Below are 26,997 nucleotides of genomic sequence, written 5' to 3' on the forward strand. Positions count from 1 at the left end.
ATTGCCGGCGAAGCGCCTCACGAGACCTTGGAACCCAACGCCAGTTCGCCCTTACGGGCAAAGTGCTGTTGGGAAAAGGCCACTCGTTGCTCGACCGAACGCTCTGCGGTTTGACGCTCAATGAGGTCAAGGCGCTTGCGCAGGCCTTCTCCGTTGGCCATCTGGATGGCCAGGCCGGGACGGGCATTGAGTTCAAGCAGCATCGGGCCACGATAGCGGTCGAGCACCATATCGGTCCCCAGATAACCCAGGCCAGTCATTTCATAACAGCTAGCCGCCAGGCGCAGTAGTTCCTCCCATCCCGGTACCTGTAGCGAGGCCAGATCATGCCCAGTATCCGGATGGTCCTCGCGAGGCAGGTTGAACTGCACACCACGCAGTGCCGTGCCGGTGGCGATATCCAGCCCCACACCCACGGCGCCCTGGTGCAGGTTGGCCTTGCCATCCGAAGCTGCGGTCGACAACCGCATCATGGCCATGACCGGGTAGCCCTTGAAGATAATGACCCGAATGTCGGGCACGCCTTCATAACTGTACTCGGCGAAGATCTCGTCGAAGGCAATCAACGTTTCGACAAGGGCGATATCCGGGGATCCGCCCAGTGAGTAGAGGCCGGAGAGGATATTCGAGACGTGGCGCTCAATGTCGGCACGCGCGATATGCACACCGCTGGGTTTAACGTAACCTTCCGCGTCCTGCCGCTCGATGACCAGTATCCCCTTGCCACCGCTGCCCTTGGCGGGTTTGATGACAAAGCCGGAGTAGGGCGCCACCATGGCGGCGACACCCTTGACACCGAACTGTGTGGTTACCGTTCCGATGAGATCCGGCGTGGTGATGCCGAAGCGCTGCGCCAACAATTTGGTCTGGAGCTTGTCGTCTACCAGGGGATAGAGGTGGCGCGCATTGTAACGACCGATGTAGCGAATATTGCGCCGATTCATGCCGATGATGCCCTTGGCACGGAGCTTGCCGGGAGAAATCCACATGACTCAATCCTCAGCCAGGGGCTTGAAGCGCCGCAATTCGAGCAGCCGGTACCCCGTGTAATTACCCAACAGCAGGATCAGCGCCATCAAAATCATCTGCACACCGAGAAAGTTGAAGGTGATATGGCGTACCCAGGGATTGTTCATTGCCAGATAGGCGAGTACCGCGGTAAGCAGGCTGCCGCCGCCTTGCTTGAGCACTTCCTTGGGGCCTTCCTCTTCCCACAATATCGACATGCGTTCAATGGTCCATGACAGGATGATCATCGGAAAGAAGGTTATCGTCAGCCCGGCATTGAGCCCGAAGCGATAGGCCATCACCGAGAAGATGGAGATGATGGCGATCACGGTGATGATGACCGCTGACACGCGGGCGACCAGGAGCAAGTTAAGCCGCGAGAGATAACTGCGAATGACCAGCCCCACCGACACGACCAACAGGAAGCCGATCAGCCCCGTAAACAGGGTGGTCTGGATGAAGGCGAGGGCGATCAGTACCGGCATGAAAGTACCGGAAGTTTTGAGCCCCACCAGCACGCGCAGCAACACCACGACGAGTGCACCGATGGGAATCAACAGAATGGTCTTGAACAGCGCTTGCTCTTCCAATGGCAGGCTATGTATCGAGAAGTTGATCAACGTGCTGTCGATCAGCTGGTTGCGCACCGCGACGGAGGCCGGCTCGCTATGCCGGATCATCGAGAAGGAGACCCGGGAGTTGGTACCGCCTTGCACCTCGAGCACTGCCTGGCCGCCGGTTTCCCAGAGCAAAAGATTGTCCGGTCGACCTTGCTCGCCGGTTTCGGGATTGATCAGTACCCAACGATCACCCTCGAAGACCTGGAGCCAGGGCGTAAGTGACTGACGCCGCCGACCATCCTCAAGCATAAGGCCGTAAACCAGGCGTGCCCGTACCTTGGCTTCCTTGAGCAGCCGAGTGAGGAGTTCGGGGCGCGCATACTGGGTCAACAACAGTCGCGCATTTTCACCCTGGCGCTTTTCGGCGAATTCCTTGATCAGTTCGCGCGTAAACGTATAGGAATCCGCCGAGCGATTATAAGCTTGTTGTATGACAGCCGTGGCAGCGGTGTCGAAAGGATGCTCCCAGACGATATCTTCATCCCAGGAGGGGGGCTGAGCCTCGAGAGATTCGCCTCCCTCGGTTGCCAGAAACTGAGCCGAATAATACAGCTGCTGGGGCCCTACGGCTTCGCGAATGGCCCACTGAGCGCGCCGGCCATTATCGGTTTCCAGAAAGGAAAGGCCATAACCCGAGGAGGCGGTGTTTTGCGTGAGTATCCGAAACCCCGGCTGATTCGAGGGCAGTGCAAGGTTGACCTTGGCGGCATCGCCCAGGGCGGTGAAGTTGACCTGGGCCTCAACTTCCCATATCTGGCGTTGCTCGCCCGGAGACAAGGGAACATCAGAATGTACATGACGGTATGCCGTCAGCACGATACCGGCCAGCAGCAGAATGCCGACCAGGAGATAAAAGGGCACGCGTGACATGGAATTCCTTAGCGGGTTTCTGCGTCATCAATGGCGGCATCATCCTGAGCGGTCGCATCGATGCGGGGGCCACCGCTGAACTCAGGGCGAGGCTGAACATAGGTGCGGCTGACATCGATGATCACGAGATCCATCAAGAAGCGCCGTCCCAGCAGCACCGGATAAGTGAGGTGAGTGCGGTCATTCAGGGTGAACTCTACACGCTGCTTGATAGTTCCCAGCGTCATTAACAGGCTGACAACTGGACGACTTTCGCTGCCCGAAGCCTGAAGTATCTTGACCGTGCGGGTTACGGGCGCCTCGATCCATTGATCGTTGACGGAAGCGACGAACGAGTCCTCGTTTTCAAGCGCAAGCTTGAAGCGTACCCAATTCTCACCGTTACGCTCGAATTCGGTGATGTCCTTTGCCGACAAGGACGATGTGTTGGCTCCTGAATCGATACGAGCCTTGAGGTGGGTTCCGATCGTCGGAAATCCGACCCATTCGATGCGACCGACGATCTCCTTGTTATCCAGCGGACTGTCGGCACCCGCGGGACAGTTATTGATGACTTGCGGACTTTCATCGAGGCTTTCGACATCTGCGCGCAGTCCACGGAGTAGCACACCGTTATCGGTAACACCGCTGAGGATGCGTTGAGATTTCTCGGCCTGGGCGCGCAATAGCCGTGTTTGGCTAGCGCATTGCTCAAGCACAAGTTGCTCCATCTGACCGATGCGCGTATCCATCTGCAACGGCGTTACTGAATCGGCAGCGGTCGAGGGAGCAGGCAGCGTGCTGCAGCCTGAAAAGGTCAGCGCTGCTACAAGCAACGTGGATAACGCAAAAGGTCGGATCGGCATCATGGATTCCAGGTCAACCACGTTTCCAACATTCGGAAACGCTACACGAGTCAACGCGACCCGTAGTGAAGAGGATTTACCGCCACACCATAAACGGCGAAAGTTAAGCAGCGCCAAATGATAAGGGCTTGGCCGGGGCGCGTCCATTCGACCGCTACTGAGCGCGGGGGAAGCGTCACGAGTTGGGCTGGTTATATGTGATTTAACATAATATATATTATGCGAAGTTATGGCAAAGAAGCCGGCTGGGCGACAATCATCACAATCCTTCTGCGCCAGCTGAATAAGCAAGGCTTGGAATAAACCGCTGCATAAAAAAGGATGCCCCACTGGAGCATCCTCTTGAATTCCCGATCGGGGTTCAATCGTCCGCCGGTGCGTAAGAGCCGTCTTCACGGTGGACTTCGCGTCCGGTTAGCGCCGGGTTGAAGACGCAGGCCACGGTCATGCCTTTTTCCTTGCCGCGTAGCAGATGCTCGTCGTTGAGGTTGAGCAAGTACATGTCGCCGGCCTTGATGGGATGAATCTTGCCATCCGCAAGAGTTTCCACTTCACCTTCACCTTCGTAGCAGAACACCGCTTCGAAATGATGCTTGTAGTGAATGTGGGTCTCGGTGCCAGGATGGATACGGGTGATGTTGAAGGAAAAGCCCACATTATCATCGGCCAGAACCAGGCGCGTACTATCCCAATTGCCATTTTCGGCTTCAACAAAGCGCTCCGTCTTGCGGCATTCCTCGAGGTTACGCACGATCATATCAATAATCCTTTTTTGACAGCCCTTGTATAAACAAGCCGGCCCGCGCATGACGGACCAACCTTACCCACTCGACTTTTACCGGATACGGCCACGAGAAGACTGTTTCTCATGGCATATCATCAAGACAGAACTTCCTTTGCACTCTTGTCGAGAATATCGAGCGCCTCGTTCAAATCTTCATCGCTGATCGTCAGCGGACAGAGGCATTTCACCACATGGCCGTCCTGACCACTGGTTTCGATCACCAGGCCATTCTTGAACGCCTGGGCAGTGATTTTATCAGCGATCTCTCCGCGTCCCACGTCGATACCGCGCATCAGGCCGCGGCCACGCTCACTGGCCGGGTGGCCTTGCTCGGTAATCCAGGCGGCAAGCTGCTTGAAGCGTTCTTCGACGATGCCTCCCTTACGCTGTACTTCGCGCTCGAAGGCGTCGTCACTCCAGAAATGACGGATGGCGGCGGTGGCCGTCACCATTGCCAAGCTATGACCGCGGAAAGTGCCGTTGTACTGGCCTGGCTTCCACTTGTCGAGCTCGGGGCGCATCAGCACATGGGCAAACGGCAAGCCAAAGCCGGACAGTGACTTGGAATTGGTCACGATATCCGGGGTGATGCCCGCATGTTCAAAGCTGAAGAACTTGCCGGTACGGCCGCATCCCGCCTGGATGTCGTCAACGATCAGCAGGATATCCTGCTCGCGACAGATCCTGGCGAGGCGCTGCATCCATTCGATCCCTGCGGGAGTGATGCCGCCCTCCCCTTGAACGGTTTCGAAAATGACTGCCGCAGGGAAATCCATGCCACCGGATTTGTCGCCCAACAGTTTTTCGAAATAATCCAGAGTGTCGACACCTTGGCCCAGATAGCCGTCATACGGCATGAAGCTGGAGCCTTGGGTGGGGATGCCCCCGGTCGCTTCGCGGAACTTGCGGTTACCCGTGGTCGCGAGCGCCCCCATGGTCACACCATGAAAGCCATTGGTGAAGGCCACGATATTGTGACGGCCCTTGACGACACGAGCCAAGCGAATGGCCGCTTCAACGGCATTGGTACCGGTGGGCCCCGGTAGATGAACTTTATAGTCCAGGCCGCGCGGCTTGAGAATATTCTCCTCAAGGGCCTCGAGATAGTCGCGTTTAGCCTTGGTCCACATGTCCAGGCCATGAACAATACCATCGGACGCGATGTACTCGAGCAATGCTTCCTTGAGCTTGGGATGGTTGTGCCCGTAATTGAGCGTACCGGCACCGGCCAGAAAATCGATATATTCCTTACCATCCTCTGCGTACAGACGCGCCCCCTTGGCCTGATTGAAGACCGTGGGAAACGAGCGGGAATAGGTACGAACCCCGCATTCCATCCGTTCAAGAATATCTGTCAGCATGTTCATGTTCACCTTCCTGGTATTAAATACGTTGTGGCTCGAAGGGGCCGATCCGCACTAGGTTTTCCGGATCGTGCTCTCCGCCCAACTGATCTGTCGAAAAGTATTCACGGCTGTTCAAAGGCGCTTGCCAGCGATCCGCCAAGCGTTTGAACAACCCCCACGAAGCTTCGTTATCGGGCGTGATAGTGGTTTCCAGATGGCGGACCGAAGCCATTTCGGGGCGGCTCATCACCGCCTCGACAAGGCGTCTGGCCAAGCCCGTACCGCGAGCTTTCTCACCCACGGCCACCTGCCACAGAAAATAGGTGTCGGGCGCACTGCGTTTCACATAGCCTGAGACGAAACCGACTATCTCTCCCTCCTCGTTGGTGGCAACTGCGCAGCTGTCGCGGAACTGAGTGGCGAGCAGCAGATAGGCATAGCCCGAGTTGACATCCAGTGGAGGGCAGGCCTTCACCAATTCATAGATACCCCATCCATCGTCAGTGGTTGGCTTGCGAATGAACAATGGTTTTTTGGCGCTGCCGACCACAGCATCCGCCACACTGGGGCGGGCCAGGTCGGCTGAAGGAGTGAAGACTTGAGTGGTAGCGTTCATATCTATATTTCGCAGTTGGCGAATTCATGAATAATGATAACAGGAGCTTATAGAGCAATCAAATCCGTACTTATCAACGTCATATGAAACTATAAATAACGGTTATACGCTGATGTGTCGTGCTCATGCGCTGCTGTTGCGATGAGAGATACTGCCATCGAGTTTAGTTCACTTGCGCGACAATAGCTGACGAAAGTCGCCATGCGACCCGAGGCTAAACGAAAACAGGCCGCGTTATGCGGCCTGTGACGTACTCGCAGCGCGATCAGCGGCGTGTGACGCTGCGCATGGTGACGAATTCCTCAGCCCCGGTGGGATGAATGCCAACGGTGGCATCGAAATCGGCTTTGGTCAGCCCCGCTCTGACGGCGATGGCGATGCCCTGAATGACTTCGCCTGCCTCTTCGCCCACCATATGAGCCCCCACTACGCGATCGCTGGCATCGTCCACGACCAGCTTCATCAAACAGCGTTCGTCGCTGCCTGACAGGGTGTGCTTCATGGGGCGAAAGTCCGCGCTATAAATACGCACATCACCGAAGCGTTCACGAGCCTCCTCCTCGGAGAGCCCAACCGTACCGATATTCGGATGGCAGAACACGGCCGTCGCGATATTCTCGTAATCCAGCGGGCGTGGCGCCGTCCCGCCATAATGGATCTGCACGAGATGCATGGCTTCTGCCAGCGCAACCGGCGTCAACTCCGGGCCGCCAATGATGTCGCCAAGCGCTAGGATGCTGGGCTCGGAGGTTTCGTAGCGATCATTGACCTTCACGGTGCCGTTGGCGTTGAGCTCTACGCCTAACGTGTCGAGCCCCAGTCCGGCCAAGTTGGGACGTCGTCCCGTAGCGCCGAGTACGGCGTCGACTTCCAGCTGCTCTCCGTTGGTCAGAGTCACCTGCAAGGCATCGCCCTGCCGGTCGATACGCTCGATCGTGGTTTCGAAATGCAGGGTTACCCCCTTTTTCTGCATTTCGTTACGCGTGAATTCGCGCACTTCCCGATCGAAACCGCGCAGGAACAGCTCGCCACGATAGATCAGGTGAGCTTCGCTCCCCAATCCATTGAAGATGCTGGCAAACTCGACGGCAATATAGCCCCCGCCTAGCACCAGAAAGCGCTTGGGGAACGTCTCGAGATCAAAGACCCGATTGGAGTCGAGGACATGCTCATGCCCTGGAAAGTCCGGAATCCAGGGCCACCCGCCCGTGGCAACCAGAACCTTTTCTGCACTGTAGCGCTGCCCGGCGATTTCCACGGTATGGGCATCAACGATCGAAGCCCGGCCGTTGATCAGCTCGACACCGGCGCCCTCGAGCAGGCGGCCATAAATGCCGTTGAGACGTTTGATCTCTTCGATCTTGTTATCGCGCAGCGTCGCCCATTCAAAACGCGGCGCGTCGGAGAATGTCCAGCCGAAACCGCCACTGTCGGAGAATGACTCGTGAAAGTGCGCGGCATAGGAATAGAGTTTCTTGGGCACGCAACCTACATTGACGCAAGTGCCGCCGAGATAACGGTCTTCGGCAATGGCGACGCGTGCGCCGGTTGCCGCCGCGGTACGGGCAGCGCGAACCCCGCCTGATCCGGCTCCGATGACGAAAAGGTCGAAGTCATGTTGTGCCACATCGGTCTCCTGGTGCGTAAATATTGCCGATGATACCAGTCCGGCAACAGTTCAGGGAGGGGCGCTACAGGTTGACCTGCACCAAGATGTCGGAGTAAAAGCGCATCACTACCAAGATCCAAAGGGTATGGACCGATCCATGAACGAGATAGATAAGTTACTGGAACAGAACCGTTGCTGGGCGCAATCCATCAGTGAGCGTGATCCGGATTTCTTCTCTCGCCTGTCTCGGCAGCAGAATCCTGATTACCTATGGATTGGTTGCTCCGATAGCCGGGTGCCAGCCAACCAGATCATCGACTTGCCCCCCGGAGAGGTATTCGTACACCGCAACGTGGCCAATATCCTCTACCACAACGACATGAACGCACTGTCGGTGGTTCAGTTTGCGGTCGATGTCCTCAAAGTGAAACACGTCATGATCGTGGGCCATTATGGCTGTGGGGGGGTTAGAGCGGCGATTACCGGCGGGGAAAACGGCATCGTCGATTACTGGCTGCATAGCGTGCGCGAACTGTACAGCCTTCACCGCCCGGAATTGGAGCAACTGCCTCTGGAGCAGCAGGTCGATAGGATGTGCGAACTCAACGTCAAGGCGCAGGTGGCCAATCTTAGCCGCACCAAGATCCTGCAGCGAGCTTGGCAGCGCGAGCAGCCCCTCTCCGTGCATGGCTGGGTCTACAGTCTGACGGATGGACGCGTCACCGACCTGGGCTGCACGCATTCGGGGCTTGAGCAAGTGGCCCAGCTGTATCGCATGGATCGCTTGCAGCCCTCGCCCGACGCCTGATGCTTGGCTTGCATTTCCTGTCGGCCTTTGCGCCGGCAGGCTCAGCGCTCCTTGAAGCGGCGATGACAATTCTTGCAACTCAAGGCCACGTCACTCAATGCCTGCTTGGCGGTATCGAAATCCTCGGCCTGTGCGGCTTGGTTCAGCGTATCCACCTTGGCCTCGAGATCCGCGAACCCCTGTGCAAACGTTTCCCAGTTCTCCCATATTTCGCGGCGGGCTTGCGACTCGCCCCCATAACTTTCCATGCGAAACGCAGGCAGCATATGCTCGGCATTGGCCTTTTCCTTAAGCAGCGCGAGAGGCTCACGTGCCGCCTGCAGGTCGGGATGTACCACTAGCGAGAAACGCAACTTCTTGATTGCCCGCTCGATCGACTTGAATTCATCGCGCCGCCAGGTGATGGCTTGCTCAGGAGTGTCCCAACTGACCTCGGAAGCCTGGGGGGGCGACGTCGTGACGTCATCTGCCAGGGTTCGAAAAGATATCGCGAGCAACAGCGAGGCAACCGCCGCAGGCAGAAGAAACTGGGTATTCACCATCTAAATCCTTTTTTTTAAGCTACAAGATACAAATTGCGCGCTCGTGCAGCCTGAGCGCCGGTAAAGTTCCTGCAGTTACAGTCTGTCTGAAATATCTGCACTTGCCCATGTCGTCAATTTTCACCGTGCCTGGACAGCATTCGTCGATTTTTCACAGAAGACCATGAGGCACCGCCATGGTTCGTTCGGACACGTTATTCAGTTCATGCATGATGTCAGTGACAATTTCGATTGTCGCTAGGCCATTCACGTCTTTATGTTGTGTTATCGGTCACAAGGCCGCATAACAACATACCATGGGCAAATTTCATGCGACTCAAGAAAACCTTGCTAGCGACCTTGGTGGGCGCAGCCGTCAGCCTTCCCTTGACAGTAATGGCACAAGCCGAGAATACCGATAGCGAAGTCACCCTGCGCGTGGCTTATGACGCGGACCCGGTATCCCTGGATATTCATGAGCAGCTTTCCGGGGGCATGCTCCAGCTGTCTCACCTGACCCATGATCCGCTGGTACGCTGGACCAAGGACTTCGACTTCGAGCCGCGCTTGGCGACCGACTGGGAACGGATCGATGACACCACCATGCGTTTCACGTTGCGCGACGGCGTCAAGTTCCACTCCGGCAACGATTTCACGGCCGAAGACGTCGCCTGGACCATCGAGCGTCTGAAGCGCAGCCCGGACTATAAGGCGATCTTCGAGCCTATCGAGAGCGCCGAGGCGATCGATGAGCACACCGTAGAGATCAAGACCCGCGAGCCCTATCCGCTGTTGCTCAACCTCGCCACCTATATCTTCCCCATGGACAGCGAGTTCTATTCCGGCACGACCGAGGACGGCAAGGACAAGAGCGAGATCGTCAAGAGCGGCAACTCCTTTGCCTCGCGCAATACGTCAGGGACCGGCCCCTATACCGTCACCAGCCGTCAGCAAGGCGTGAAGGTCGAGTTCGAGCGCTTCGATGATTACTGGGACACTCAGTCGCCAGGGAATGTCGATCATATTGTCCTGACGCCGATCAGCGAAAACGCGACACGCGTCGCCGCCCTGCTTTCCGGCGATGTCGACTTCATCGCTCCGGTGCCGCCCAATGATCTCGATCGCGTGCGAGCCGACAAGAATGCCGACCTCGTCACCATGTCGGGGGCACGCATCATCACCTTCCAGCTCAACCAGAACCGGGTCGAAGCATTCAAGGATCCTCGCGTGCGCCTGGCGTTCAACTACGCCGTCAATCAGGAAGGCATCGCCGACCGATTGATGAAGGGGTTCGCCACGCCAGCAGCCCAGCTGTCTCCTGAAGGCTACGCCGGCCACAATCCGGAGCTGACGCCGCGCTACGATCTGGAGAAGGCCAAGCAGCTGATGGAGGAAGCCGGTTACGCCGATGGTTTCAGCATCACCATGATGGCGCCCAACAACCGCTACGTGAACGATGCCCAGATCGCCCAGGCCGTTGCCGCAATGCTCTCGCGCATCAACGTCAAGGTGGACCTCAAGACGCTGCCCCTGGCGCAGTACTGGGATGAGTTCGATGCCCGTGCTGCCGACATGATGATGATCGGCTGGTATTCGGATACCGGCGACTCGGCAAACTTCTTCGAGTACCTGACCGAGTGCCCGAATCCGGAGACCGGCGCCGGCCAGTACAATGCGGCCAACTACTGCAATCCGGAAGTCGATGCCATGGTGGACGAAGCCAATACCATGGTGGATCGCGAGCAGCGTGCCGAATTGCTTCAGGCCGTGGAGAAAGCCCTGTATGACGATGCCGCCTTCATGCCGCTGCACTGGCAGGATCTCGCCTGGGCGGCCCGCAAGGGTATCCAGATCGAGCCCGTGCTCAATGTCATGAACTTCCCCTACCTGGGGGACCTCGTCGTCGAGGAGTGAGCTCGGCTCGCTCCTCGCTTGCAGGAAACCGGGTATCCGGCGGCTTGCGGGGAGCGGCTCTCTCTACTTTCGGTAACTCACCCAAGCTCGGGAACGACGCGGCGTATCCTACGTCCGCGTCGTTCCCGTCTGCAGACAGGACACGCAATCCATGATTGCCTTTCTGATCAGGCGGCTGATGCACGCCATTCTGGTGATGTTTGTCATCAGCATCATCGGCTTCTCCATACAGAGCAATCTGGGCGATCCCATCCATCAGATGGTCGGCCAGTCGGTGCCGGAGAGTGAACGCGCGGAACTGCGCGAGCAGTTGGGGCTCAACGACTCTTTCCTGGTGCAGTATGTACGCTTCGCTAAGAATGCCGTACAGGGCGACTTCGGCTATTCATACTTCTTCAACGAGCCCACGACCGATGTCATTCTGCGCCACTTGCCGGCGACACTGGAATTGGTCATCGCGGCGACCTTGATCATCATACTGCTGTCGGCACCCATCGGGGTGTATAGCGCCATCAAGCCGCGCTCGCCTCTGTCTCGACTGTTCATGGGCGTCTCCATCGTCGGCATCTCGATCCCCGTGTTCCTCACCGCCATCGTGCTGATCCAGCTCTTCGCCGTCGGCGTCAGCTTCACCCCCTTTCCCGACGATACCGGCTGGGGAAGCTGGCTCAACGGACTGCTGTCCACCGAAGGTGGCATGCCGGCTTACGGGCGTGGCAATGACCTGACCCATGTTGCCGGTACCTGGTATACCAATTTCGCCTCGTGGGAGGGGCTTCAGTACCTGGTGCTGCCAGCGCTGTCCCTGGCCTCGATCATGTTGCCGCTATTCATCCGCCTGATTCGCGCCGAGATGCTTGAAGTCATGCAGTCGGACTACATCAAGTTTGCCCGGGCCAAGGGCATCTCCATGCGCCGCATCTATTTCCTGCATGCGTTGAAGAACACCATGCTGCCGGTCATCACCGTCGGTGGCGTGCAGATCGGCACCATGGTCGCCTACACCATTCTCACCGAGACGGTATTCCAGTGGCCGGGGATGGGCCTGATGTTTCTCAACGCCATCAACCGTTCCGACATTCCGCTTATCGTCACCTACCTGATGGTGGTTGGCCTGATTTTCGTGATCACCAATACCCTGGTGGATCTGATCTATGGCCTGGTGAACCCCACCGTCAAGCTGACAGGGAAGCCCGCATGAACACGCCCCTACAGACGGTCCCGACGCGTTGGTCGAGGCTGCGCAATTCCTATCTGCTCTACAGCTTCAAGCGGGATATCGTCGCCCAGCTATGCCTGGTGGTGTTCGTCGCCATGGTTCTCGCGGCGTTTCTGGCGCCCTGGCTGGCGCCGATGAATCCCTACGACCTGACGCAGATCGATATCCTCAGCTCCGAACTACCGCCGTTCTGGGTCGACGGCAGCGACCCCATGTACCCGCTGGGCACCGATGCCCAGGGGCGCGACATGCTGTCGACCATCCTCTATGGCGCTCGGGTCTCGCTGATCATCGGTTTCGGTGCGGTGATTCTTCAGGCGCTGATCGGCGTCACCTTCGGTCTGATGGCAGGCTACCTGGGCGGACGTGTCGATGCGTTCCTGATGCGCCTGGCCGATATCCAGTTGTCATTCTCGACATTAATGGTGGCGATCATCGTTGGCGCGGTGATCAAGGCGTCTTTCGGCGGCGCCATCTACAGCGACTATGCCGTGCCGATCCTGGTGCTGATCATCGGGCTTGCCGAATGGCCGCAATATGCGCGTACCGTGCGCGCCTCGGTGCTGGCGGAACGCAGCAAGGAGTACGTCGACGCTGCGCGGGTGATGGGCTTTCGCGCCAAGCGGATCATGTTCCGCCATATCCTGCCGAACACCCTGTCGCCGATTTTCGTCATCTCCACGGTGCAGATTGCCAACGCCATCATTTCGGAGGCGGCGCTGTCGTTTCTCGGCTTGGGCATGCCCGAAACCCACCCGTCATTGGGCTCGCTGATCAAGTCCGGCTTCGACTACATCCAGTCGGGATCCTGGTGGATCACCCTGCTGCCCGGTGCCGTCCTGGTGGTGCTGGTATTGGTCATCAACCTGCTGGGTGACTGGCTGCGCGACGTCATGAACCCCCGACTCTACAAGGGCTGATGCACATGGCATTACTCGAAGTCTCCAATCTCGACGTGCGCTTCGCCCTCCGCCAGGGCGAGGTTCGCGCGCTGCGCGATGTCAGTTTCACGCTGGACCGCGGCGAGCGCCTCGGCATCGTCGGCGAGTCCGGCGCAGGCAAGTCCGTCGCAGCGTTCACGTTGTTGAACCTGATTTCCAAGCCGGGCTACATCGCCGGCGGCAGTATCCGCTTCGATGGACAGGACCTGACGAAGCTATCCTCGCGTGCCTTGCAGCGCATCCGCGGCAATCGCATGTCGATGATCTTTCAGGATCCGATGATGACGCTCAATCCGGTACTGTCGATCGGCGAGCAGATGGTCGAATGCCTGAAGGCGCACCGGCGCATTTCAACCCGCGAGGCGCGGGCCATTGCCTTGCAGAAACTCCAGCAGGTGCATATCCCCTCGCCCGAGAAGCGCCTCGATCAGTATCCGCATGAACTCTCCGGGGGGATGCGTCAACGCATCATCATTGCCATCGCGCTGCTGCTCGACCCGGACATCATCATAGCCGACGAGCCGACCACCGCACTGGACGTCACCATTCAGGCCGAGATCATGGATCTGCTGCTCGAGCTGTGCGAAAAGCACAATGTCGGTCTGATCTTGATCACCCACGACCTGGGGGTGGTCAGCCAGGTGACCCAGCGCACCCTGGTCATGTATGCCGGGCGCATCATCGAACAAGGGCCCACACGGGAGATCATCAACGACGCCCAACACCCCTACACACAGGGGTTGATCAATGCCTTGCCGCAGATGGCGACTCCCGGCCAGCGGCTCAACCAGATACCCGGCGCCATGCCGTCACTGTCGCGCATTCCCAGCGGCTGTGCCTTTCATCCGCGTTGTCAGTACCATTTCGATGCTCAGGGCAATGCGCGGCAGGACTGCATCGAGACGGTGCCGGGATTCGTAGCCGCCGGTAATTGCCGCGTCGCCTGCCACATGGTGCGCGATATGCTCGAAGAGAGGGAAACGTCATGACCCTGGATTCCTCCAGCGCGATGGCATCGCCCGATGCTGTCGCTGATCAACGCGCCCTTTCGGGAACCACGACGGCCAAGACCTTGGTCGAGATTCGTGACCTCGAGAAGCGTTTCCCGCTGACGGAAGGTCTGCTCGAGCAGCTGCGTTTCGAACGCGGAAGGCTGGTTCGGCGCCGGGAGGCGGTGCATGCCATCAATGGCGTCAATCTCGAGGTCAAGCGTGGCGAAGCGTTATGTGTTGTAGGCGAGTCCGGCTGCGGCAAGTCGACGGTTGCGCGTACCGTCATGGGCCTGCTGACGCCGAGTGCCGGCGAGATCCACTACGATGGCGAACGCATCGATCATCTCAGTCCGCGCCAGCTGCTGCCCTACCGCCGTCGCATGCAGATGATCTTTCAGAACCCCTACGCCTCGCTCAACCCGCGCATGACCATTCAGCAGACGCTGGAGGAACCCCTGCGCTTTCATCATCCCGGCTCGACGCAGGACCAGGTTCGCTCCAAGGTCGCCGAGGTGATGGAATCGGTCGGCATCGATCCCGACTGGGGATCGCGTTTCGGTCATGAATTCTCCGGGGGGCAGCGTCAACGCATTGCCATTGCCCGGGCGCTGGCCGTCGATCCGGAATTCATCGTGGCCGATGAGCCGATTTCAGCACTGGACGTCTCCATCCAGGCACAGGTGCTCAACCTGCTAATGGACGCCCAGGATCAGCGCAACCTGACCTACCTGTTCATCACCCATGATCTTGCAGTGGTCGAGCATTTCGGCACCCGGGTGGCGGTGATGTACCTGGGCACGGTATGCGAGCTGGCGGACACCCGCAGTCTGTTTGCCGCGCCCCGCCATCCCTATACCCAGGCGCTGCTCTCCGCGATTCCGCGTCTCGAGGATGACCGGCCGGATTTCGTCCGCCTCTCCGGTGAGGTGCCGACGCCGGTACATCTTCCCTCCGGATGCGTTTTCCACGCCCGGTGTCCACATGCCAATGCACGGTGTCGTCAGGAAGTGCCACGCTTGATCGCCACCGAAGGTGACAATCGCGTGGCGTGTCATGCGGTGGAAGAAGGCCGTATCTGACCGCGGCACAAAGATTGCCTGCCCGGCGATACGAACCGTGATATCGGGAAGCGAACATGTACGCCATGATATCTTCCCGTTATCGCGTTCGGGATATCGTTTGCCTTCGGAAAATTTTATTCGCCACGAGAGCCGAAGATGGAAATCCGCTGGCTGGAAGATTTCATTGCCTTGGCCAAGACACGGCATTTCTCGCGTGCCGCCGATGAGCAGAACGTCACGCAGCCGACGTTTTCTCGTCGTATCCGTCTGCTGGAAGAAGAAATGGGCACGACGCTGATCAATCGCCAGACATTGCCGCTGAGTCTCACGCCGGCCGGTGAAGAATTCCTGTTGCTTTGCGAACAGGTCACCGAGCGGGTCCGGCTGACGCGCGAACGCTTGCAGAGCATCGCTTCCGCAGACGCGAGCCGTCTTTCACTGGCGGCCCCGCAGAGTCTGGTTTCCCACTTCCTGCCGCGATGGCTGGAAGTCCACGGCCTGAGGCAACGCCTGATCCCTTACCTGCGAGCGACCACCTGGTTGATCGGCGACTATTTTCAGGCACTCGAACGCGGCGAATGCGACATGGCATTGTGCTACTGGCCGATGGGGCGCTTTGACATGGCCAACGACTGGCAGGGACTGCGCTATCTCAATATCGGTGAGGAGCGTCTGATTCCGGTCAGTGCCCCGGATGAGCAAGGCAAGGCGCGTTTTACACTACCCGGCCGGCGCCAAGCCCCGTTGCCGCTCATCGCGTTTCATCCGCGCGGCCTGATGGCCGCAGCACTTGAGGCGCATCTGCAGCGTTCGGCGCAAACGGTGTATCTCACCCCCCTCAATGAAAACATACAGACGGCCAGTATCAGGGAGCTGGTCATTCAGGGCTATGGCATGGGCTGGCTGCCGTGGCGTACGGCGCGCCAGGCATTGGACACTGGTGAACTCATCCGGGCTGGCGATCAGCGCTGGGATGTTCCGCTGCACTTGCGGCTCTATGCCCGGGAGGACTCGCGCCATCCCGGCCTGGCGGATATCTGGAAACATCTACGGGAGACACTGCATGACGGATGATATGAAGGATGCTCAACGGGAGCCGCTTCACCACGCCCATCTGGACAGACTCGAGCGTGAGTATGCCCGTATACTCGGTGAGCAAGGCTATGATGGCGTGTGGCTGTACAGCGGTCATCCGCATCAGTTCTTTGGCGACGACCAGCATGCCACGTTCACAGCCTATGGCCACTTCGTGCATTGGTTGTCCCGCTCCGATATCGAACACAGCTGGCTGCTGATTCGTCCCGGACAGCGCCCATGCTTATGGTGCTATGCGCCTGAAGATTTCTGGCATCTTAGCCCCGTCCTTCCGGACGGGGTGTTCGCAGAACGCTTCACCATCGCGCCACTGCGTGACGCGCATTTTGCCGAACAGGTCCCCGGCAAGTTGGCCGCGCTCGGCGATATAACGCCATCTCAGGCACAAGCGCTAGGTGCCGAGGCCAACCCCGCCCTGCTCATCGCTGCCCTGGACGAACTCCGGGTCCGCAAAAGCGCATATGAAGTCGCTTGCCTTGGCGAGGCCAATCGTCTGTCACTCTTGGGCCATACCGCGGCACGCGATGCCTTTCTCGCCGGCAGTGCCGAACTCGATATCCAACTGGCCTACCTGGCGGCCAGCCGTCAGCGTGAATCTCACGTGCCCTACCAGAACATCATGGGGCTCAACGAGCATGCCGGGGTGCTGCATTATCAGCATTATGCGCTGGTCCCGCCTCGGCAACGCCATTCGCTGCTGGTGGACGCCGGTCGTCGCGTGGCGGGCTATGCCGCCGACATTACCCGTACCTGGGCGGGTCCGGAGTCTCACGATACGTTTACGGCCCTGCTGGACGGTGTCGAGACCCTTCAGCAAGCGCTCATAGAGCATATGCACCCGGGCACGAGTTACCTTGACCTGCACCTCTCGATGCATCGCCATCTAGCGGTTCTGCTCAGCCAGGAAAAGCTGGTGCACTGCAGTGCCGAGGCGGCATTCGACCAGGGGATTACCCGCGCCTTCTGCCCGCACGGTCTGGGCCATCTGCTGGGTATTCAGGTGCATGACGTAGCGGGACGGCAGAAGAATGCCAGCGGTGAAGTATTGCCCCCTCCCGATGAGCATCCGGCCCTGCGTCTGACGAGGCCGCTGGAAACGGGCATGATCGTTACCGTGGAACCGGGGCTATACTTTATCGACATGCTGCTAGCCCCCTTGAAACAACAACCTGTCGGGAGCGACATCGACTGGGCACGTGTCGATGCGCTGCGCAGTCACGGGGGGATCCGCATCGAGGATAATGTCGCGATAACCGAACAAGGCCCGTGCAACCTGACACGTCGCTGACAGCAGCGACGTTATCGTAAGCGCTTGCGCCAGACGTCGGGCAGCCAAGCTGTCGTGAGCAAACCGGGACATCGCTATGTCACGCACCATCGTCGCCGCCGATTTTCTCGCCCCTCGAGGCCTTGGCAACCGCCACGTACAGACGCTATTGCCGAGACTGTTACCACTGCGACCTCTGGAGCGCGACACCGAAATACTCAACCTGCCGGACGGTGACTTTGTCGAACTGGCCTGGGTGCGTCCGGCTCCCGCCAATCCCACTGCGCCGATTTTCCTGCTCTTTCATGGCCTGGAGGGCGGCTTCGACTCACCTTACGCGCGCGAGCTGTTGTACATGGCTTCGAGACTCGGCTGGCGTGCGTTGATGATGCACTTCCGAGGCTGTGGCAAGACGCCCAACCGGCTGCCGCGCGCCTACCATTCAGGCGATACGGCCGATGCCTATTGGCTGATCGGACAACTTGCCGCGCGCTATCCTCATGCGTTGAAAGTGGCCGCCGGCGTCTCGCTGGGCGGCAACATGCTGCTCAAGTTGGTGGCCGAACAAGGCGGAGACGGACTTGACCTGGCCGGTGCCATTGCCATCAGCGCGCCGCTCGACCTGGCGGCCAGTGCCGACGCCCTCAACCTTGGCTTCTCACGTGTCTATCAGCGTCACCTGCTCAAGTTTCTCAAGCGCAAGATTGCCTTGAAGATGACCAGCGGTTGCTCTCTGCCTATCGATCTTTCGTTGCAGCAGCTCAAGGAACTCGACACCTTCTGGGCCTACGACAATGAGGTGACCGCGCCGTTGCATGGCTTCACCTCTGCCAGCGACTATTATCAGCGCGCCTCTGCCGGACGTTTCCTGGGGGACCTCGAACTGCCGACATTGATTCTGCACGCTGCAGACGATCCCTTCATGCCGGGCGATATGTTTGCCCGGCTACCGCCCCCCTCGTACGCAGTGCGCGTAGAGATCGCCGCTCAGGGCGGTCACGTCGGATTCATGGAGCGACGCGATGCCACCCTGGCGTCTTGGCTATCTCGTCGGGTAACCGCTCAGTTGCAGGAATGGGCGGCGATGGCCGGACACGTGAAGGAGACGGGCACAGAGTGGCGCTCAAGCCGGCAAGAGTAAGCCCCGCGCATCGTCTCCCCTAACGTTTCAGGCGATCGGACAACTCACCCCGGTCCCCTTCAGACCGCAGTAGCCACCAGGATTCTTGGCCAAGTATTGCTGATGATATTCTTCGGCGTAATAGAAGGCTTCGAGCGGGGCGATTTCGGTCGTGATCTCGGCAAGACCCGACATCTGCAGCGCTTGCCGATATTCGTCACGGCTCTTTTCGACCAGCGGACGATGTTCGTCCTGCGTGGTGTAAATCGCCGAGCGATACTGGCTGCCGATGTCATTGCCCTGGCGCATGCCCTGGGTCGGGTCGTGCGCTTCCCAGAAAACGCGCAACAGCTCGGGCAGACCGATAACCGTCGGGTCGAAGACCACCTTGACGACTTCGGCATGCCCTGTCTTGCCGGTGCAGGTTTCTTCATAGGTCGGATTGGGCGTCACGCCGCCGGCATAACCTACCGCCGTGACATGCACGCCGGGAAGCTGCCAGAACAGACGTTCCGCTCCCCAGAAGCACCCCAGCCCCAGCACGATCACTTCGCTGCCTTCGGGATAGGGCGGTATCATCGAGCGGCCCGTCACGTAATGTTCGCCACTAATACGGACGGGTGTGTCGCGGCCCGGCAATGCTTCCTGCGCGGTGGGAAGACGGGTCTTGTTCAATGTCCACATGGGAAACGTCTCGCTCTGATGGATGCCAAGAATATTGATTCATGCCCTTGCGGTAGCCGGCAGCGCTTCGCCGAATGCTGCGGCCCCGTACATCAGGACCCACGTCGCGCGGCGACACCGCAGGCTTTGATGCGTGCCCGTTACACGGCCTTCGTCCTGCAGGACGTCGACGTACTGCTGACAACCTGGGAACCGGACCAGCGTCCGTCACGTGAATCGCTTGCCGCACCTGGGCCTCGCTGGATCGGGCTGAATATCGAGGATGCCCAAACTCAAGATGGGGATGCTAGCGTGACTTTTCGAGCCCGGTTCATCGATGCCGGCCGCTTCGGGGAGCTACGCGAGACCAGCCGCTTCCGCTTTGCCAACGACGTCGGTCACTGGCGCTATGTCGATGGCGATGCCCAGTGGCGGCGACTCGATATCGGCCGCAACGCGACCTGCCCCTGCGGCAGCGGCCTCAAGGCGAAGCGCTGCTGCGCCCGCGGCTGAAGGTATAGATCAGATCCATCGCCTGGGCGGCCCCGCTTATGACCTCGACATACAGATTCTGCAATAACTGATAGCGCAAGGTGAGCTCGGCAATCGGCGAGAAAATCCCTACACCATAGCTCACCTTGAGATCGTCGAAAACATAACCGCTAACCACAACCTGACTCTCATCGCCACTGCCGGCGGTGTCCAGGCTCAAGTCCTCGACCCCGAATGCTTGTCCGATCTGCCCCACGACACGGCCGCTGCGGGAAAGCGACAGGCCAATCAGTGCCGAAGCCAGAGCGTTGTCATCCGCCGTGCTTTCAGGCGCTCGGCCACGCAACAGATAAGCCAGCGCCCGACTCTCGTTCATGGCAGGTTCCGAGAATACCTCGAGGTTGGGTTGGGACGCCGGCCCAGTGACGCGTAGCCCGGCAATGACATCGTCCTCGGTCGCTTCGGGGTTGCGTATCGCCTCAAGTTGCAAGCGCGGCTGCGAGGCCGGACCGCTGAACAACACCTGCCCCTGCCGGATGATCAGGTCCTGTCCGAAAGCGCCGTAACGGCCATCTTCCAGATTGATATCGCCGAAGAGCTGTACCGGGCCGGTGGACTGACGGACTTCCAGCGTGCCGGTCAAGCCGGTTTCGAGTCCAAAGGCCTCGAGCAGGACATCATCGCCCAGAATCAGCTCGATGCGCACATCCAGTGCCATGCCGGCATCAGCCAATGCCTGGGCCGCAGCTTCTGTCTGCTCTGCGCCAGGAGCTTCGGCGGTTCTGCGGGCATCCTCGCTTTGCGTGATGATGACTTCATCACTGCTGGGCGCGACGGCCGACGCCGGGACTTGGTCCACTTCAAGGCGGGCCCAGGGCACCCGAACCTGCCCGCGCACTCGCAATAAGTCGGGATTGACCGCGATCTGCAGATCCGGTGCGACACGCAACCGGCCGAAGTCGGGAAGCGCCACCAACAACGGAGCCTCGACGCCATTGAGATTCATGCTTGCCCGCCACTCGACAGGGTCCTGCCAGCCGGCCGTACCATCGAGATTCAGGCGACCACTGTTCTCACCGGCCACGTAGCCATCGATACGCGCCGAGGTTCCCTCAAGGGTTACTGCCAAGCGCGCATCCGCCACGGTGACGGGAATATCGGCTCCCTGTGCCTGGAGTCCATCCAAAAGCAGGTTGCCGTTCAAGCGCGGTGTTTCCAGGGTCCCGGCAAGCGCCACGTTAGCGTTTAAGGTTCCGTCCAGCCGGTTCAGCGCCTCGGTCAGCGCACGATAGGGAGCAAGCTGCAGATTGTCGATATTCAAGCGACCCTCCAGTGCGCGAGCACCGATAGGATCGTCGATATCCAGATCCAGGCGCACATTGCCGGCATCTTCCAACTCCAGAACCAGCTGGGTGCTGGCTTGGCGCGGTGTCGCTTGCGCCTGCAGGCTCAGTGTCGCCGGCGGTACCTGCCAGGGCTGACCGGACGCATCCTCGCCCGTGACGATAAACTGGCTATCGACATCTGCACTGGCCGACCATTCGCTACCCCCTTGGCTCCAGCGTAGCGACGTCTGGCCCGCAAGCTCGCCGGCCATCGCCCATCCAGGCGGCAAGGACGCGTTGACCATCGATAGGGGGACATCCTGTAGCGCCAAGCGGGCATTGCCTTGTTGGGCGGAGGCGCTCAGCACGTCTTGCAGACATGCGTTGCCTCCTTGTTCGCGAACCAGGCAGAAAGGCTGGACCGTCACGTTCTGAGCGGCCAGATCGGCGGCGAACGGCAAATCGTTCCCGAGGTGAATGTCACCATAATCCGTCGCGGCCTCGAGTCGAGTGAATCGGCCCTGGTAGCGTTGAGCCTGTTGGTCAAGCCCACCTTCCAAGGTCAGCTGTGAACTCGACGCGGGCAGCCCCTCTCCCAGATCGGCCTGTAACGTCAGCCGGTGTTGGGACAAGCGCCCGGTGAGGTCGGCGCTGATCGATGCAATACGGTTCCCTGCCGCGACGAGTTCCTGCATGTCGAGATCCAGGTCCAGACGCGGGTCCACGAGCCCAGTCGAATGCGCCTCGAGGCTCAGGGAGCCAAGACGATTCTCGGCATACTGCAGCGAATCACCCTGCAGGTTGATATCGACCTGGGGCGCTTTCAGCGTACCGCTAGCCTCGAAGTTGCCCCGCAAAGCGCCGCCCAACTCGGGCATCAGCGTCGCCAGAGCCGGCGCCTCAAGCGAGCCATGCATGGCCAGCCTGTCACTGATTCGCCCCTGGGCTTGCAGGCGATTCTGTCCCTGGCGCAGGTCCAGACGCTCGATCTGCCACTGCATGGCACTGTTGCCCTGCAAACGTGCTTCAAGACTTAAAGGACGCCCTTGCAGCGTGCCGTCCACGGAAAGCTCGGGCAGGCTGAGAGCCCACCCACCCTCGGTCATGTTGAAGGCCAGCTCTGCCTCGCCATTGAGGATGCCTTCCACCGCATCCGTCACCAGGTTTAGGGGTAACTGGTCGAGATGGAGGTGCGCTTTGACTGCCAGGGCCGGCTGCCAGTCGATTCGACCGGTACTGCGCAGCGAACCTTGCTGCGCTCTCACTGCCAGAGGCTCCCAAACGAAGTGCTCCATATCTCCCGCCCCGGTCAGGGCGATATCGGTGGCGGGGAGCTCACTACCCTCTGCCCTGGCGGTTAGCGCCACCCGGTAAGCGTCGAGACTGCCATCAGCCTGCAACTGCAGCCTCGGGAGCCGGTAACTGGGAATACCGGCCTGAGCCAGCTGTCGCGAAGCCTCGACAGCCTCCTTGTCGAGGCCTTCGGGCCCACCTGCCAGGTCCATGGCGGGGCTGCCCGGCAGCGGCCAGCGTAAATCCTGGGCGTGCAGTGCTACTGAGAAAGGCAGCGATGATGACAGTGCGTCAAGCTCGGCATTGAGCTGGGCGGTGACTGCCCCTTCAGCCTGCAGGTCGAGATTCAACGCCGCCAAAGAGCCGTGGGCTTTAAGCTCCACATGCTGTTCATGTAATACTTCGTGGCTGATATCAGCGATCAGATGGGCTTCGAGCGGGTAATCATCCTGCAACTGCACTTCGCCCTGAAAGCGCAGGCTGCCGTCGGGCGTTTCCATGCGCAGTTGATCGAGAGCCACCTGGCTGCCCTGAGCGCTGGCGGAGAGCCTCAGTTGATCGACCCGGTACGGCGTCGGCCCTTGCAGGCGAAAATCGCTGACCACCAGGCGTGGAATACGCACGTCGAGTGGTAACTGGATATCCGGCAATGAGAGCCGCTGTGCCTCTCCCGTCGTCACCTCCGGCAGTGCCTGGGCAATCTCTTCCGCGGGTGTCGGGGGTGTCACGAGCTCGGCCGCGGCGACATTCACTTCGCGCGACAGGCTCTCACCGGGGGACGTGGATGGCGCCGGTTCGCGTATCGCGCTAGCGGCGTCGATAGCCTCCGCGGTGAGAGAGGTCGAGCCCTGCGTTTGCTGCAGCGCCAGTGATTGCCCCGGTGATTCCGGCAAGCTCAAACGCACCGCCTCCCAGCGCGTGGGGAGTAACGTGACACGTTGGCCGGAGGCGCGAACGCCCGAGCTAAACCGCTGCCAGCTCAGCCGTGTCCCGTCGGGGAGCAAGACGGCAACATCCTCGAGCACGAGGGCGCGCAACTCGATGGGAAAGGGAAGTGACATACGAGGCATGCCCGCCGATATGGATGACTCGGACTGAGGCGTCTCGTCGGTAGGCTCGTCCTGAGTGATTCGGATACGTGCCCCGCGCAGCTGCAAGGCGTCCAGGCATAGCTTGCCATCCAGCAGACAATCGTCTGCCCAGGCCAGTCGCAGCGTCTCGGCGGAGAAGTCCACGGCGCCGGCCTCAACCTGCAAGCCATGGAGCACCAGGGTGTCGAGCGGTGCGCCTTCCACGCTCTCCACGCTCAACCAGCCCTGCGTTTGCGCTTGGGACATCAGCCAGGACGTTCCCCAGGGAGAAAGTGCCAATCCCAGCACGAACAGCAGGAGCCCCAGTAACCAGAGAGGCACGAAGATCAGTGCACGGATCAGAATTCCGGCCCGATGGCGAAATGCAGACGCCACGAGTCCTCCTCGTCATCGAAGGGGTGAGCGATATCAAAACGTATGGGGCCTACCGGCGAAACCCAGCGTATCCCCAGCCCGGCACCGGTCTTGAGATCCTCGGGCCACCAAGCGTCGAAGGCGTTGCCGGTGTCGACGAAGGCGGCCCCCCACCAGTCACCCGTGACACGCCGCTGATATTCCAGACTCGCGGTGAGAAGATGTTGGCCGCCGAGCAGTTCGCCCTCTTCATTCTCCGGCGACAGGCTTTCGTAGGAGTAGCCACGCACGCTCTGATCGCCACCGGCGAAAAAGCGCAACGATGGTGGTACCTGATCGAAGGTGTCGGTCGCCATTGCACCTCCGCCCATGCGGCCGACAAATCGGTTGTCGTTGCCCAGCATCCGTACCCATTGACTCTCGAAGGTGGTTCTGACGAAGCGTGCATCCGAACCCCAAAGGGGATCGGAGACTTCGATAGACAGACGCTGTCGGTCGCCCCAGGTAGGAAAGCGCGGGTTCCGGGTGCGCACACGCGCCCAACTGATCCCCGGATACAACAGGAAGACCTGCTCCTTCTGATCCGCCTGGGTAAAATCCTCGTAAGCGGCACGCAGGTAAACATCCTGACTCCAGCCATCGTCGAGGGTATCGAATTCCCAGTGGCGGGCCAATTCCACGGCACTCACAAAGCTTTGAGTGTCTTCGTTATCGATGCTTTCCAACCCATAGCGCAGTTGGTAACTGTCACGCAGCGGGTTCGCTAACGGCATGGTGTATTCGCCGCTGAAGCGTTGCTCGGGAGCGGACAGGAACAGCTCATGCTCCAGACTATGACCGCGCGAGTTGATCCAGGGCCGATTCCAGGCAAACCGGGTCCGTGGTCCGACATCGGTGGCATAGCCGACACCGATCTCGAACTGGTGCCTGTCGGCGGGAATCAATCTGACATCCACCGGGACGCTAATGTTGCGCTGACCGGCCAGACGCCGTGAAACACGGATACTGGCTTCTTCGATTCGGGGCACAGCCTGGAGGCCGCTACCCGTGGCTTCCTGCCACCAGGTCGCGGTCGATGGTGGTGAAAGAGGCTCGTCGTCCACATGGGGTCGTACGCTAATTCCGCGAAACCAGTTAGTACGGCTCAGGCGCTGGTTATACAAGGCGAGATCACCCGCCAGGTAGGGCTCGCCCGGTGCGAAGGGCAGCATATTGACCAGACGATCCTTTTCTATCTGACTCCCCTCGAACGAAACATTGCCAAAATGGTAGCGCGGCCCACTTTGCATATTGAGAGAGATCCTGGCGCTCTCTTCCCAGGGCCGGACCTCAATACGCTGCTGAGTAAACGTGGAGTCGAAATAGCCTCGCTCAAGCGACAACGTCGATAGCTGGCTCTTGAACGCCTCGTAAGGCTCATGACGCAGAGGGTCGCCCTCGTGCAGCGAGAAACGGGTTAGCGCAGCCTGAAAAGCTTCATCGTCCTTGGCATCGCCTTCGACAGCCACATCGAGGTGCGTAATCTTTACCTGCGGTCCCGGCGCCAAGGTGATGATCACCTCATCACCCCGAGGGCCCTCGGGGTAAGCCGTTTCAATCTCGGGCTGGTAGTAGCCGAACGCCCGTAACGCTTCCTGGGTTCGTGAACGCACCACGGCGTCCAGACTTTCCTGGTCGGGCTCCTCGGATGCCTCCAACTCGGCCAGATAGTCCTGCACGTTAGCGGCAGCGGGGCCGGAAAGGCCTTGCACCTCGACATCCATAGCCTGAGCGGGCAACGCTAAAAGCGCCCCCAAACATGCACCGTAACGCAGCATAGGCGTACAGCGCATGTTTACCCATTCCTCGTCTGGCGCTGGAGAGTAGCGACATCCGAGAGCAGAGAGGTGACTCGACGAGTGAGTTGAGCACGGCTGGCTTCCAATGATTCCATCCTTGTCGATAGATCGCGCAGTTCCCGCGAAGAGGGTCCCTGCGACAGCGATTCCATTCCTGCGCGCAACGATTCCAGGCTGGCGCTCATGGCGGTTTGCGCCTGGCGTAGCTCGCGCAGCGATCGTTCAAGCTGCTGTACATTATCGTCCAGATTGGTCATGCGCGTCTGTAAAGACTCGTCACTGCTCGCGAGCGTCTCAAGACGTTCCTCGAGTCGGGCAACTTCAGCCGAATCCTGCCCGGGCGCCGCTTCCAATGAGTCCAGCCGCGCTACGATCGCTTCTTGCGCGCTGCCGAGATCGTCGAGCCTATCGCCTCGGGCACTGACCTGCGCTTCAAGCCTCTCGGTCTGCGACATCAACGACTCGAACGCCGTTTGCTGCTCTTCGACTTTCTCGGCCAAGGAAGCCAACGCCGCCTGACGTTCGGCAATGTCTTCAAGCTGCTCGCTCTGGCGGGACTGCGTGGCAGCCACCCCCTCGAGCCGCTCGGACAGCAGACCACGCTTTTCTTCACCCAACCTTTCCAGCGCCTGCATGGACTCCTGTAGCGACACAAGCGTTGCCTGGCGAGTTGCATCGGCCTTCTCGAGAGCATCAATCGAGGCTCTCAGCGCTTCAGGACGTAGCTGTTCGGTATCCACGACTCGCTGATCCAGGCTGCCGATGACGGCTTGGGACGCTTCGAGATCGCTGCGCAGGCGGTCGAGTTCATCACGTAAGCTGGCTCCCGAGGCATCGAGAATGTTATCCGTGGCAGCGATTCGCTCCTGTAATGTCTCCACCCGCTGGTTCATGCCTTCCAGGCGGGCTTGCCAGGCTTCGCGCTGCTGCCAGTAAGCATAGCCTCCGACACCCATGCCAGCCGTTAGCAGAAGAGTCAGCACCCATAACGGCCAAACGTGAGGCGTGCGCGAGGTAGCGGTATTATTCACCTTGGTATAGCGTGTTGGCTGCGCGCCATCTTCTCTTTCCGGCACGATGGGGCCGAGTCGTGTACTGTCGGGTCGATGTGCCATAGCGTTACCTTCCGTCTCGAGCCCTTCTGGCAATAGGGTGACAATTCCTCGTACTGGCCGTGGAATTGGTGCTGTAGGAGCGCAATGCTAAGCTGGCTCCGCCCCGCTTTGCGGGTGGCTGGCAGTATAAGGTTTTTTGCCGCCGGGTGTGACCTTGCGGTCCGCTCCCCAGTAAGTCCAAGGAGATCCT

22 protein-coding genes are annotated in these 26,997 nt (G+C 59.7%); 10 read left to right on the forward strand and 12 right to left on the reverse strand.

The genetic code is table 11. From position 1 onward, the window contains the following. Positions 1-17 precede the first annotated feature (17 nt). From ACW4DH_RS07580 to gorA, 7 genes are all read right to left on the reverse strand, one after another. The gene (locus tag ACW4DH_RS07580) at positions 18-989 is read right to left on the reverse strand and encodes an alpha-L-glutamate ligase-like protein (protein ID WP_459635766.1); all 972 of its coding nucleotides are present in this window, start codon (positions 987-989) and stop codon (positions 18-20) included. A gap of 3 nt (positions 990-992) precedes the next feature. After that, the gene (locus ACW4DH_RS07585; RefSeq protein ID WP_459635767.1) at positions 993-2,498 is read right to left on the reverse strand and encodes an inactive transglutaminase family protein; all 1,506 of its coding nucleotides are present in this window, start codon (positions 2,496-2,498) and stop codon (positions 993-995) included. Between the two features lie 8 nt (positions 2,499-2,506). Then, positions 2,507-3,364: an ATP-dependent zinc protease family protein gene (locus tag ACW4DH_RS07590; protein WP_459635768.1), complete on the reverse strand. Its 858-nt coding sequence runs from the start codon at positions 3,362-3,364 to the stop codon at positions 2,507-2,509. A 340-nt stretch (positions 3,365-3,704) separates the two neighbouring features. Continuing rightward, positions 3,705-4,100: an ectoine synthase gene (locus tag ACW4DH_RS07595; protein ID WP_459635769.1), complete on the reverse strand. Its 396-nt coding sequence runs from the start codon at positions 4,098-4,100 to the stop codon at positions 3,705-3,707. Positions 4,101-4,222: 122 nt separating this feature from the next. Next, the gene (gene ectB, locus ACW4DH_RS07600; RefSeq protein WP_459635961.1) at positions 4,223-5,488 is read right to left on the reverse strand and encodes a diaminobutyrate--2-oxoglutarate transaminase; all 1,266 of its coding nucleotides are present in this window, start codon (positions 5,486-5,488) and stop codon (positions 4,223-4,225) included. 22 nt (positions 5,489-5,510) lie between these two features. Beyond that, entirely contained in the window at positions 5,511-6,089 is a 579-nt protein-coding gene (gene ectA / locus ACW4DH_RS07605; protein WP_459635770.1) for a diaminobutyrate acetyltransferase, read from the reverse strand. Between the two features lie 265 nt (positions 6,090-6,354). Further along, complete coding sequence (gene gorA / locus ACW4DH_RS07610; protein WP_459635771.1) at positions 6,355-7,716, reverse strand: glutathione-disulfide reductase; 1,362 nt, start codon at positions 7,714-7,716, stop codon at positions 6,355-6,357. A 139-nt stretch (positions 7,717-7,855) separates the two neighbouring features. Here gorA and can point away from each other — a divergent pair, with 139 nt between their 5' ends. Beyond that, positions 7,856-8,506: a carbonate dehydratase gene (can, locus tag ACW4DH_RS07615; RefSeq protein ID WP_459635772.1), complete on the forward strand. Its 651-nt coding sequence runs from the start codon at positions 7,856-7,858 to the stop codon at positions 8,504-8,506. Positions 8,507-8,547: 41 nt separating this feature from the next. Here can and ACW4DH_RS07620 read toward each other — a convergent pair whose 3' ends face one another. After that, complete coding sequence (locus tag ACW4DH_RS07620; protein ID WP_459635773.1) at positions 8,548-9,045, reverse strand: c-type cytochrome; 498 nt, start codon at positions 9,043-9,045, stop codon at positions 8,548-8,550. Between the two features lie 312 nt (positions 9,046-9,357). Between ACW4DH_RS07620 and ACW4DH_RS07625 the strand changes: the two genes are divergently transcribed. The 8 genes from ACW4DH_RS07625 to ACW4DH_RS07660 all read left to right on the forward strand — a co-directional run bounded on the left by ACW4DH_RS07625 (position 9,358) and on the right by ACW4DH_RS07660 (position 18,657). After that, positions 9,358-10,941, forward strand: a complete 1,584-nt coding sequence (locus ACW4DH_RS07625) for an ABC transporter substrate-binding protein (protein ID WP_459635774.1) — start codon at positions 9,358-9,360, stop codon at positions 10,939-10,941. Between the two features lie 151 nt (positions 10,942-11,092). Continuing rightward, positions 11,093-12,142: an ABC transporter permease gene (locus ACW4DH_RS07630; RefSeq protein WP_459635775.1), complete on the forward strand. Its 1,050-nt coding sequence runs from the start codon at positions 11,093-11,095 to the stop codon at positions 12,140-12,142. Then, positions 12,139-13,080: an ABC transporter permease gene (locus ACW4DH_RS07635; RefSeq protein WP_459635776.1), complete on the forward strand. Its 942-nt coding sequence runs from the start codon at positions 12,139-12,141 to the stop codon at positions 13,078-13,080. Before ACW4DH_RS07630 ends, ACW4DH_RS07635 begins: the two co-directional genes overlap by 4 nt. Before the next feature lie 5 nt (positions 13,081-13,085). Continuing rightward, entirely contained in the window at positions 13,086-14,090 is a 1,005-nt protein-coding gene (locus ACW4DH_RS07640) for an ABC transporter ATP-binding protein (RefSeq protein ID WP_459635777.1), read from the forward strand. Positions 14,091-14,110: 20 nt separating this feature from the next. Continuing rightward, the gene (locus ACW4DH_RS07645) at positions 14,111-15,172 is read left to right on the forward strand and encodes an ABC transporter ATP-binding protein (protein WP_459635962.1); all 1,062 of its coding nucleotides are present in this window, start codon (positions 14,111-14,113) and stop codon (positions 15,170-15,172) included. Positions 15,173-15,310: 138 nt separating this feature from the next. Beyond that, positions 15,311-16,228: a LysR family transcriptional regulator gene (locus ACW4DH_RS07650; protein ID WP_459635778.1), complete on the forward strand. Its 918-nt coding sequence runs from the start codon at positions 15,311-15,313 to the stop codon at positions 16,226-16,228. Further along, complete coding sequence (pepQ, locus tag ACW4DH_RS07655; RefSeq protein WP_459635779.1) at positions 16,218-17,537, forward strand: Xaa-Pro dipeptidase; 1,320 nt, start codon at positions 16,218-16,220, stop codon at positions 17,535-17,537. Before ACW4DH_RS07650 ends, pepQ begins: the two co-directional genes overlap by 11 nt. Positions 17,538-17,613: 76 nt before the next feature. Next, entirely contained in the window at positions 17,614-18,657 is a 1,044-nt protein-coding gene (locus tag ACW4DH_RS07660; protein WP_459635780.1) for a hydrolase, read from the forward strand. Positions 18,658-18,684: 27 nt separating this feature from the next. On the opposite strand, the gene msrA is transcribed toward ACW4DH_RS07660, so the two are convergent. Continuing rightward, positions 18,685-19,320, reverse strand: coding sequence for a peptide-methionine (S)-S-oxide reductase MsrA (gene msrA, locus ACW4DH_RS07665; RefSeq protein WP_459635781.1), 636 nt, complete (start codon positions 19,318-19,320; stop codon positions 18,685-18,687). A gap of 18 nt (positions 19,321-19,338) precedes the next feature. Here msrA and ACW4DH_RS07670 point away from each other — a divergent pair, with 18 nt between their 5' ends. Continuing rightward, positions 19,339-19,812: a YchJ family protein gene (locus tag ACW4DH_RS07670; RefSeq protein WP_459635782.1), complete on the forward strand. Its 474-nt coding sequence runs from the start codon at positions 19,339-19,341 to the stop codon at positions 19,810-19,812. Here the strand turns inward: ACW4DH_RS07670 and tamB are convergent. From tamB to ACW4DH_RS07685, 3 genes are read right to left on the reverse strand one after another with little or no spacing between them, the layout of a single operon-like run. Next, on the reverse strand, positions 19,781-23,875 hold the full coding sequence (gene tamB / locus ACW4DH_RS07675) for an autotransporter assembly complex protein TamB (protein WP_459635783.1): 4,095 nt from the start codon (positions 23,873-23,875) through the stop codon (positions 19,781-19,783). The two genes, ACW4DH_RS07670 and tamB, sit on opposite strands and share 32 nt — an antisense overlap. Then, positions 23,839-25,686, reverse strand: coding sequence for an autotransporter assembly complex protein TamA (gene tamA, locus ACW4DH_RS07680; RefSeq protein WP_459635784.1), 1,848 nt, complete (start codon positions 25,684-25,686; stop codon positions 23,839-23,841). The genes tamB and tamA overlap by 37 nt, the downstream gene beginning before the upstream one ends. Before the next feature lie 2 nt (positions 25,687-25,688). Beyond that, positions 25,689-26,807 (reverse strand): hypothetical protein, encoded by a 1,119-nt coding sequence (locus ACW4DH_RS07685; protein ID WP_459635785.1) that lies wholly within the window; start codon positions 26,805-26,807, stop codon positions 25,689-25,691. Positions 26,808-26,997 lie beyond the last annotated feature (190 nt).

Source organism: Halomonas sp. WWR20 (genome assembly GCF_054602495.1).

Excerpts from the sequence above, each read along its gene's own strand:
- ACW4DH_RS07580 (WP_459635766.1), bottom strand. The coding sequence starts at position 989 with ATGTGGATTTCTCCCGGCAAGCTCCGTGCCAAGGGCATCATCGGCATG.
- ACW4DH_RS07625 (WP_459635774.1), top strand. The coding sequence starts at position 9,358 with ATGCGACTCAAGAAAACCTTGCTAGCGACCTTGGTGGGCGCAGCCGTC.
- ectA (WP_459635770.1), bottom strand. The coding sequence starts at position 6,089 with ATGAACGCTACCACTCAAGTCTTCACTCCTTCAGCCGACCTGGCCCGC.
- ACW4DH_RS07630 (WP_459635775.1), top strand. The coding sequence starts at position 11,093 with ATGATTGCCTTTCTGATCAGGCGGCTGATGCACGCCATTCTGGTGATG.
- tamA (WP_459635784.1), bottom strand. The coding sequence starts at position 25,686 with ATGCGCTGTACGCCTATGCTGCGTTACGGTGCATGTTTGGGGGCGCTT.
- ectB (WP_459635961.1), bottom strand. The coding sequence starts at position 5,488 with ATGCTGACAGATATTCTTGAACGGATGGAATGCGGGGTTCGTACCTAT.
- pepQ (WP_459635779.1), top strand. The coding sequence starts at position 16,218 with ATGACGGATGATATGAAGGATGCTCAACGGGAGCCGCTTCACCACGCC.
- msrA (WP_459635781.1), bottom strand. The coding sequence starts at position 19,320 with ATGTGGACATTGAACAAGACCCGTCTTCCCACCGCGCAGGAAGCATTG.
- ACW4DH_RS07595 (WP_459635769.1), bottom strand. The coding sequence starts at position 4,100 with ATGATCGTGCGTAACCTCGAGGAATGCCGCAAGACGGAGCGCTTTGTT.
- ACW4DH_RS07685 (WP_459635785.1), bottom strand. The coding sequence starts at position 26,807 with ATGGCACATCGACCCGACAGTACACGACTCGGCCCCATCGTGCCGGAA.
- ACW4DH_RS07645 (WP_459635962.1), top strand. The coding sequence starts at position 14,111 with ATGGCATCGCCCGATGCTGTCGCTGATCAACGCGCCCTTTCGGGAACC.
- ACW4DH_RS07650 (WP_459635778.1), top strand. The coding sequence starts at position 15,311 with ATGGAAATCCGCTGGCTGGAAGATTTCATTGCCTTGGCCAAGACACGG.
- ACW4DH_RS07660 (WP_459635780.1), top strand. The coding sequence starts at position 17,614 with ATGTCACGCACCATCGTCGCCGCCGATTTTCTCGCCCCTCGAGGCCTT.
- ACW4DH_RS07635 (WP_459635776.1), top strand. The coding sequence starts at position 12,139 with ATGAACACGCCCCTACAGACGGTCCCGACGCGTTGGTCGAGGCTGCGC.
- ACW4DH_RS07585 (WP_459635767.1), bottom strand. The coding sequence starts at position 2,498 with ATGTCACGCGTGCCCTTTTATCTCCTGGTCGGCATTCTGCTGCTGGCC.
- ACW4DH_RS07640 (WP_459635777.1), top strand. The coding sequence starts at position 13,086 with ATGGCATTACTCGAAGTCTCCAATCTCGACGTGCGCTTCGCCCTCCGC.
- can (WP_459635772.1), top strand. The coding sequence starts at position 7,856 with ATGAACGAGATAGATAAGTTACTGGAACAGAACCGTTGCTGGGCGCAA.
- ACW4DH_RS07670 (WP_459635782.1), top strand. The coding sequence starts at position 19,339 with ATGGATGCCAAGAATATTGATTCATGCCCTTGCGGTAGCCGGCAGCGC.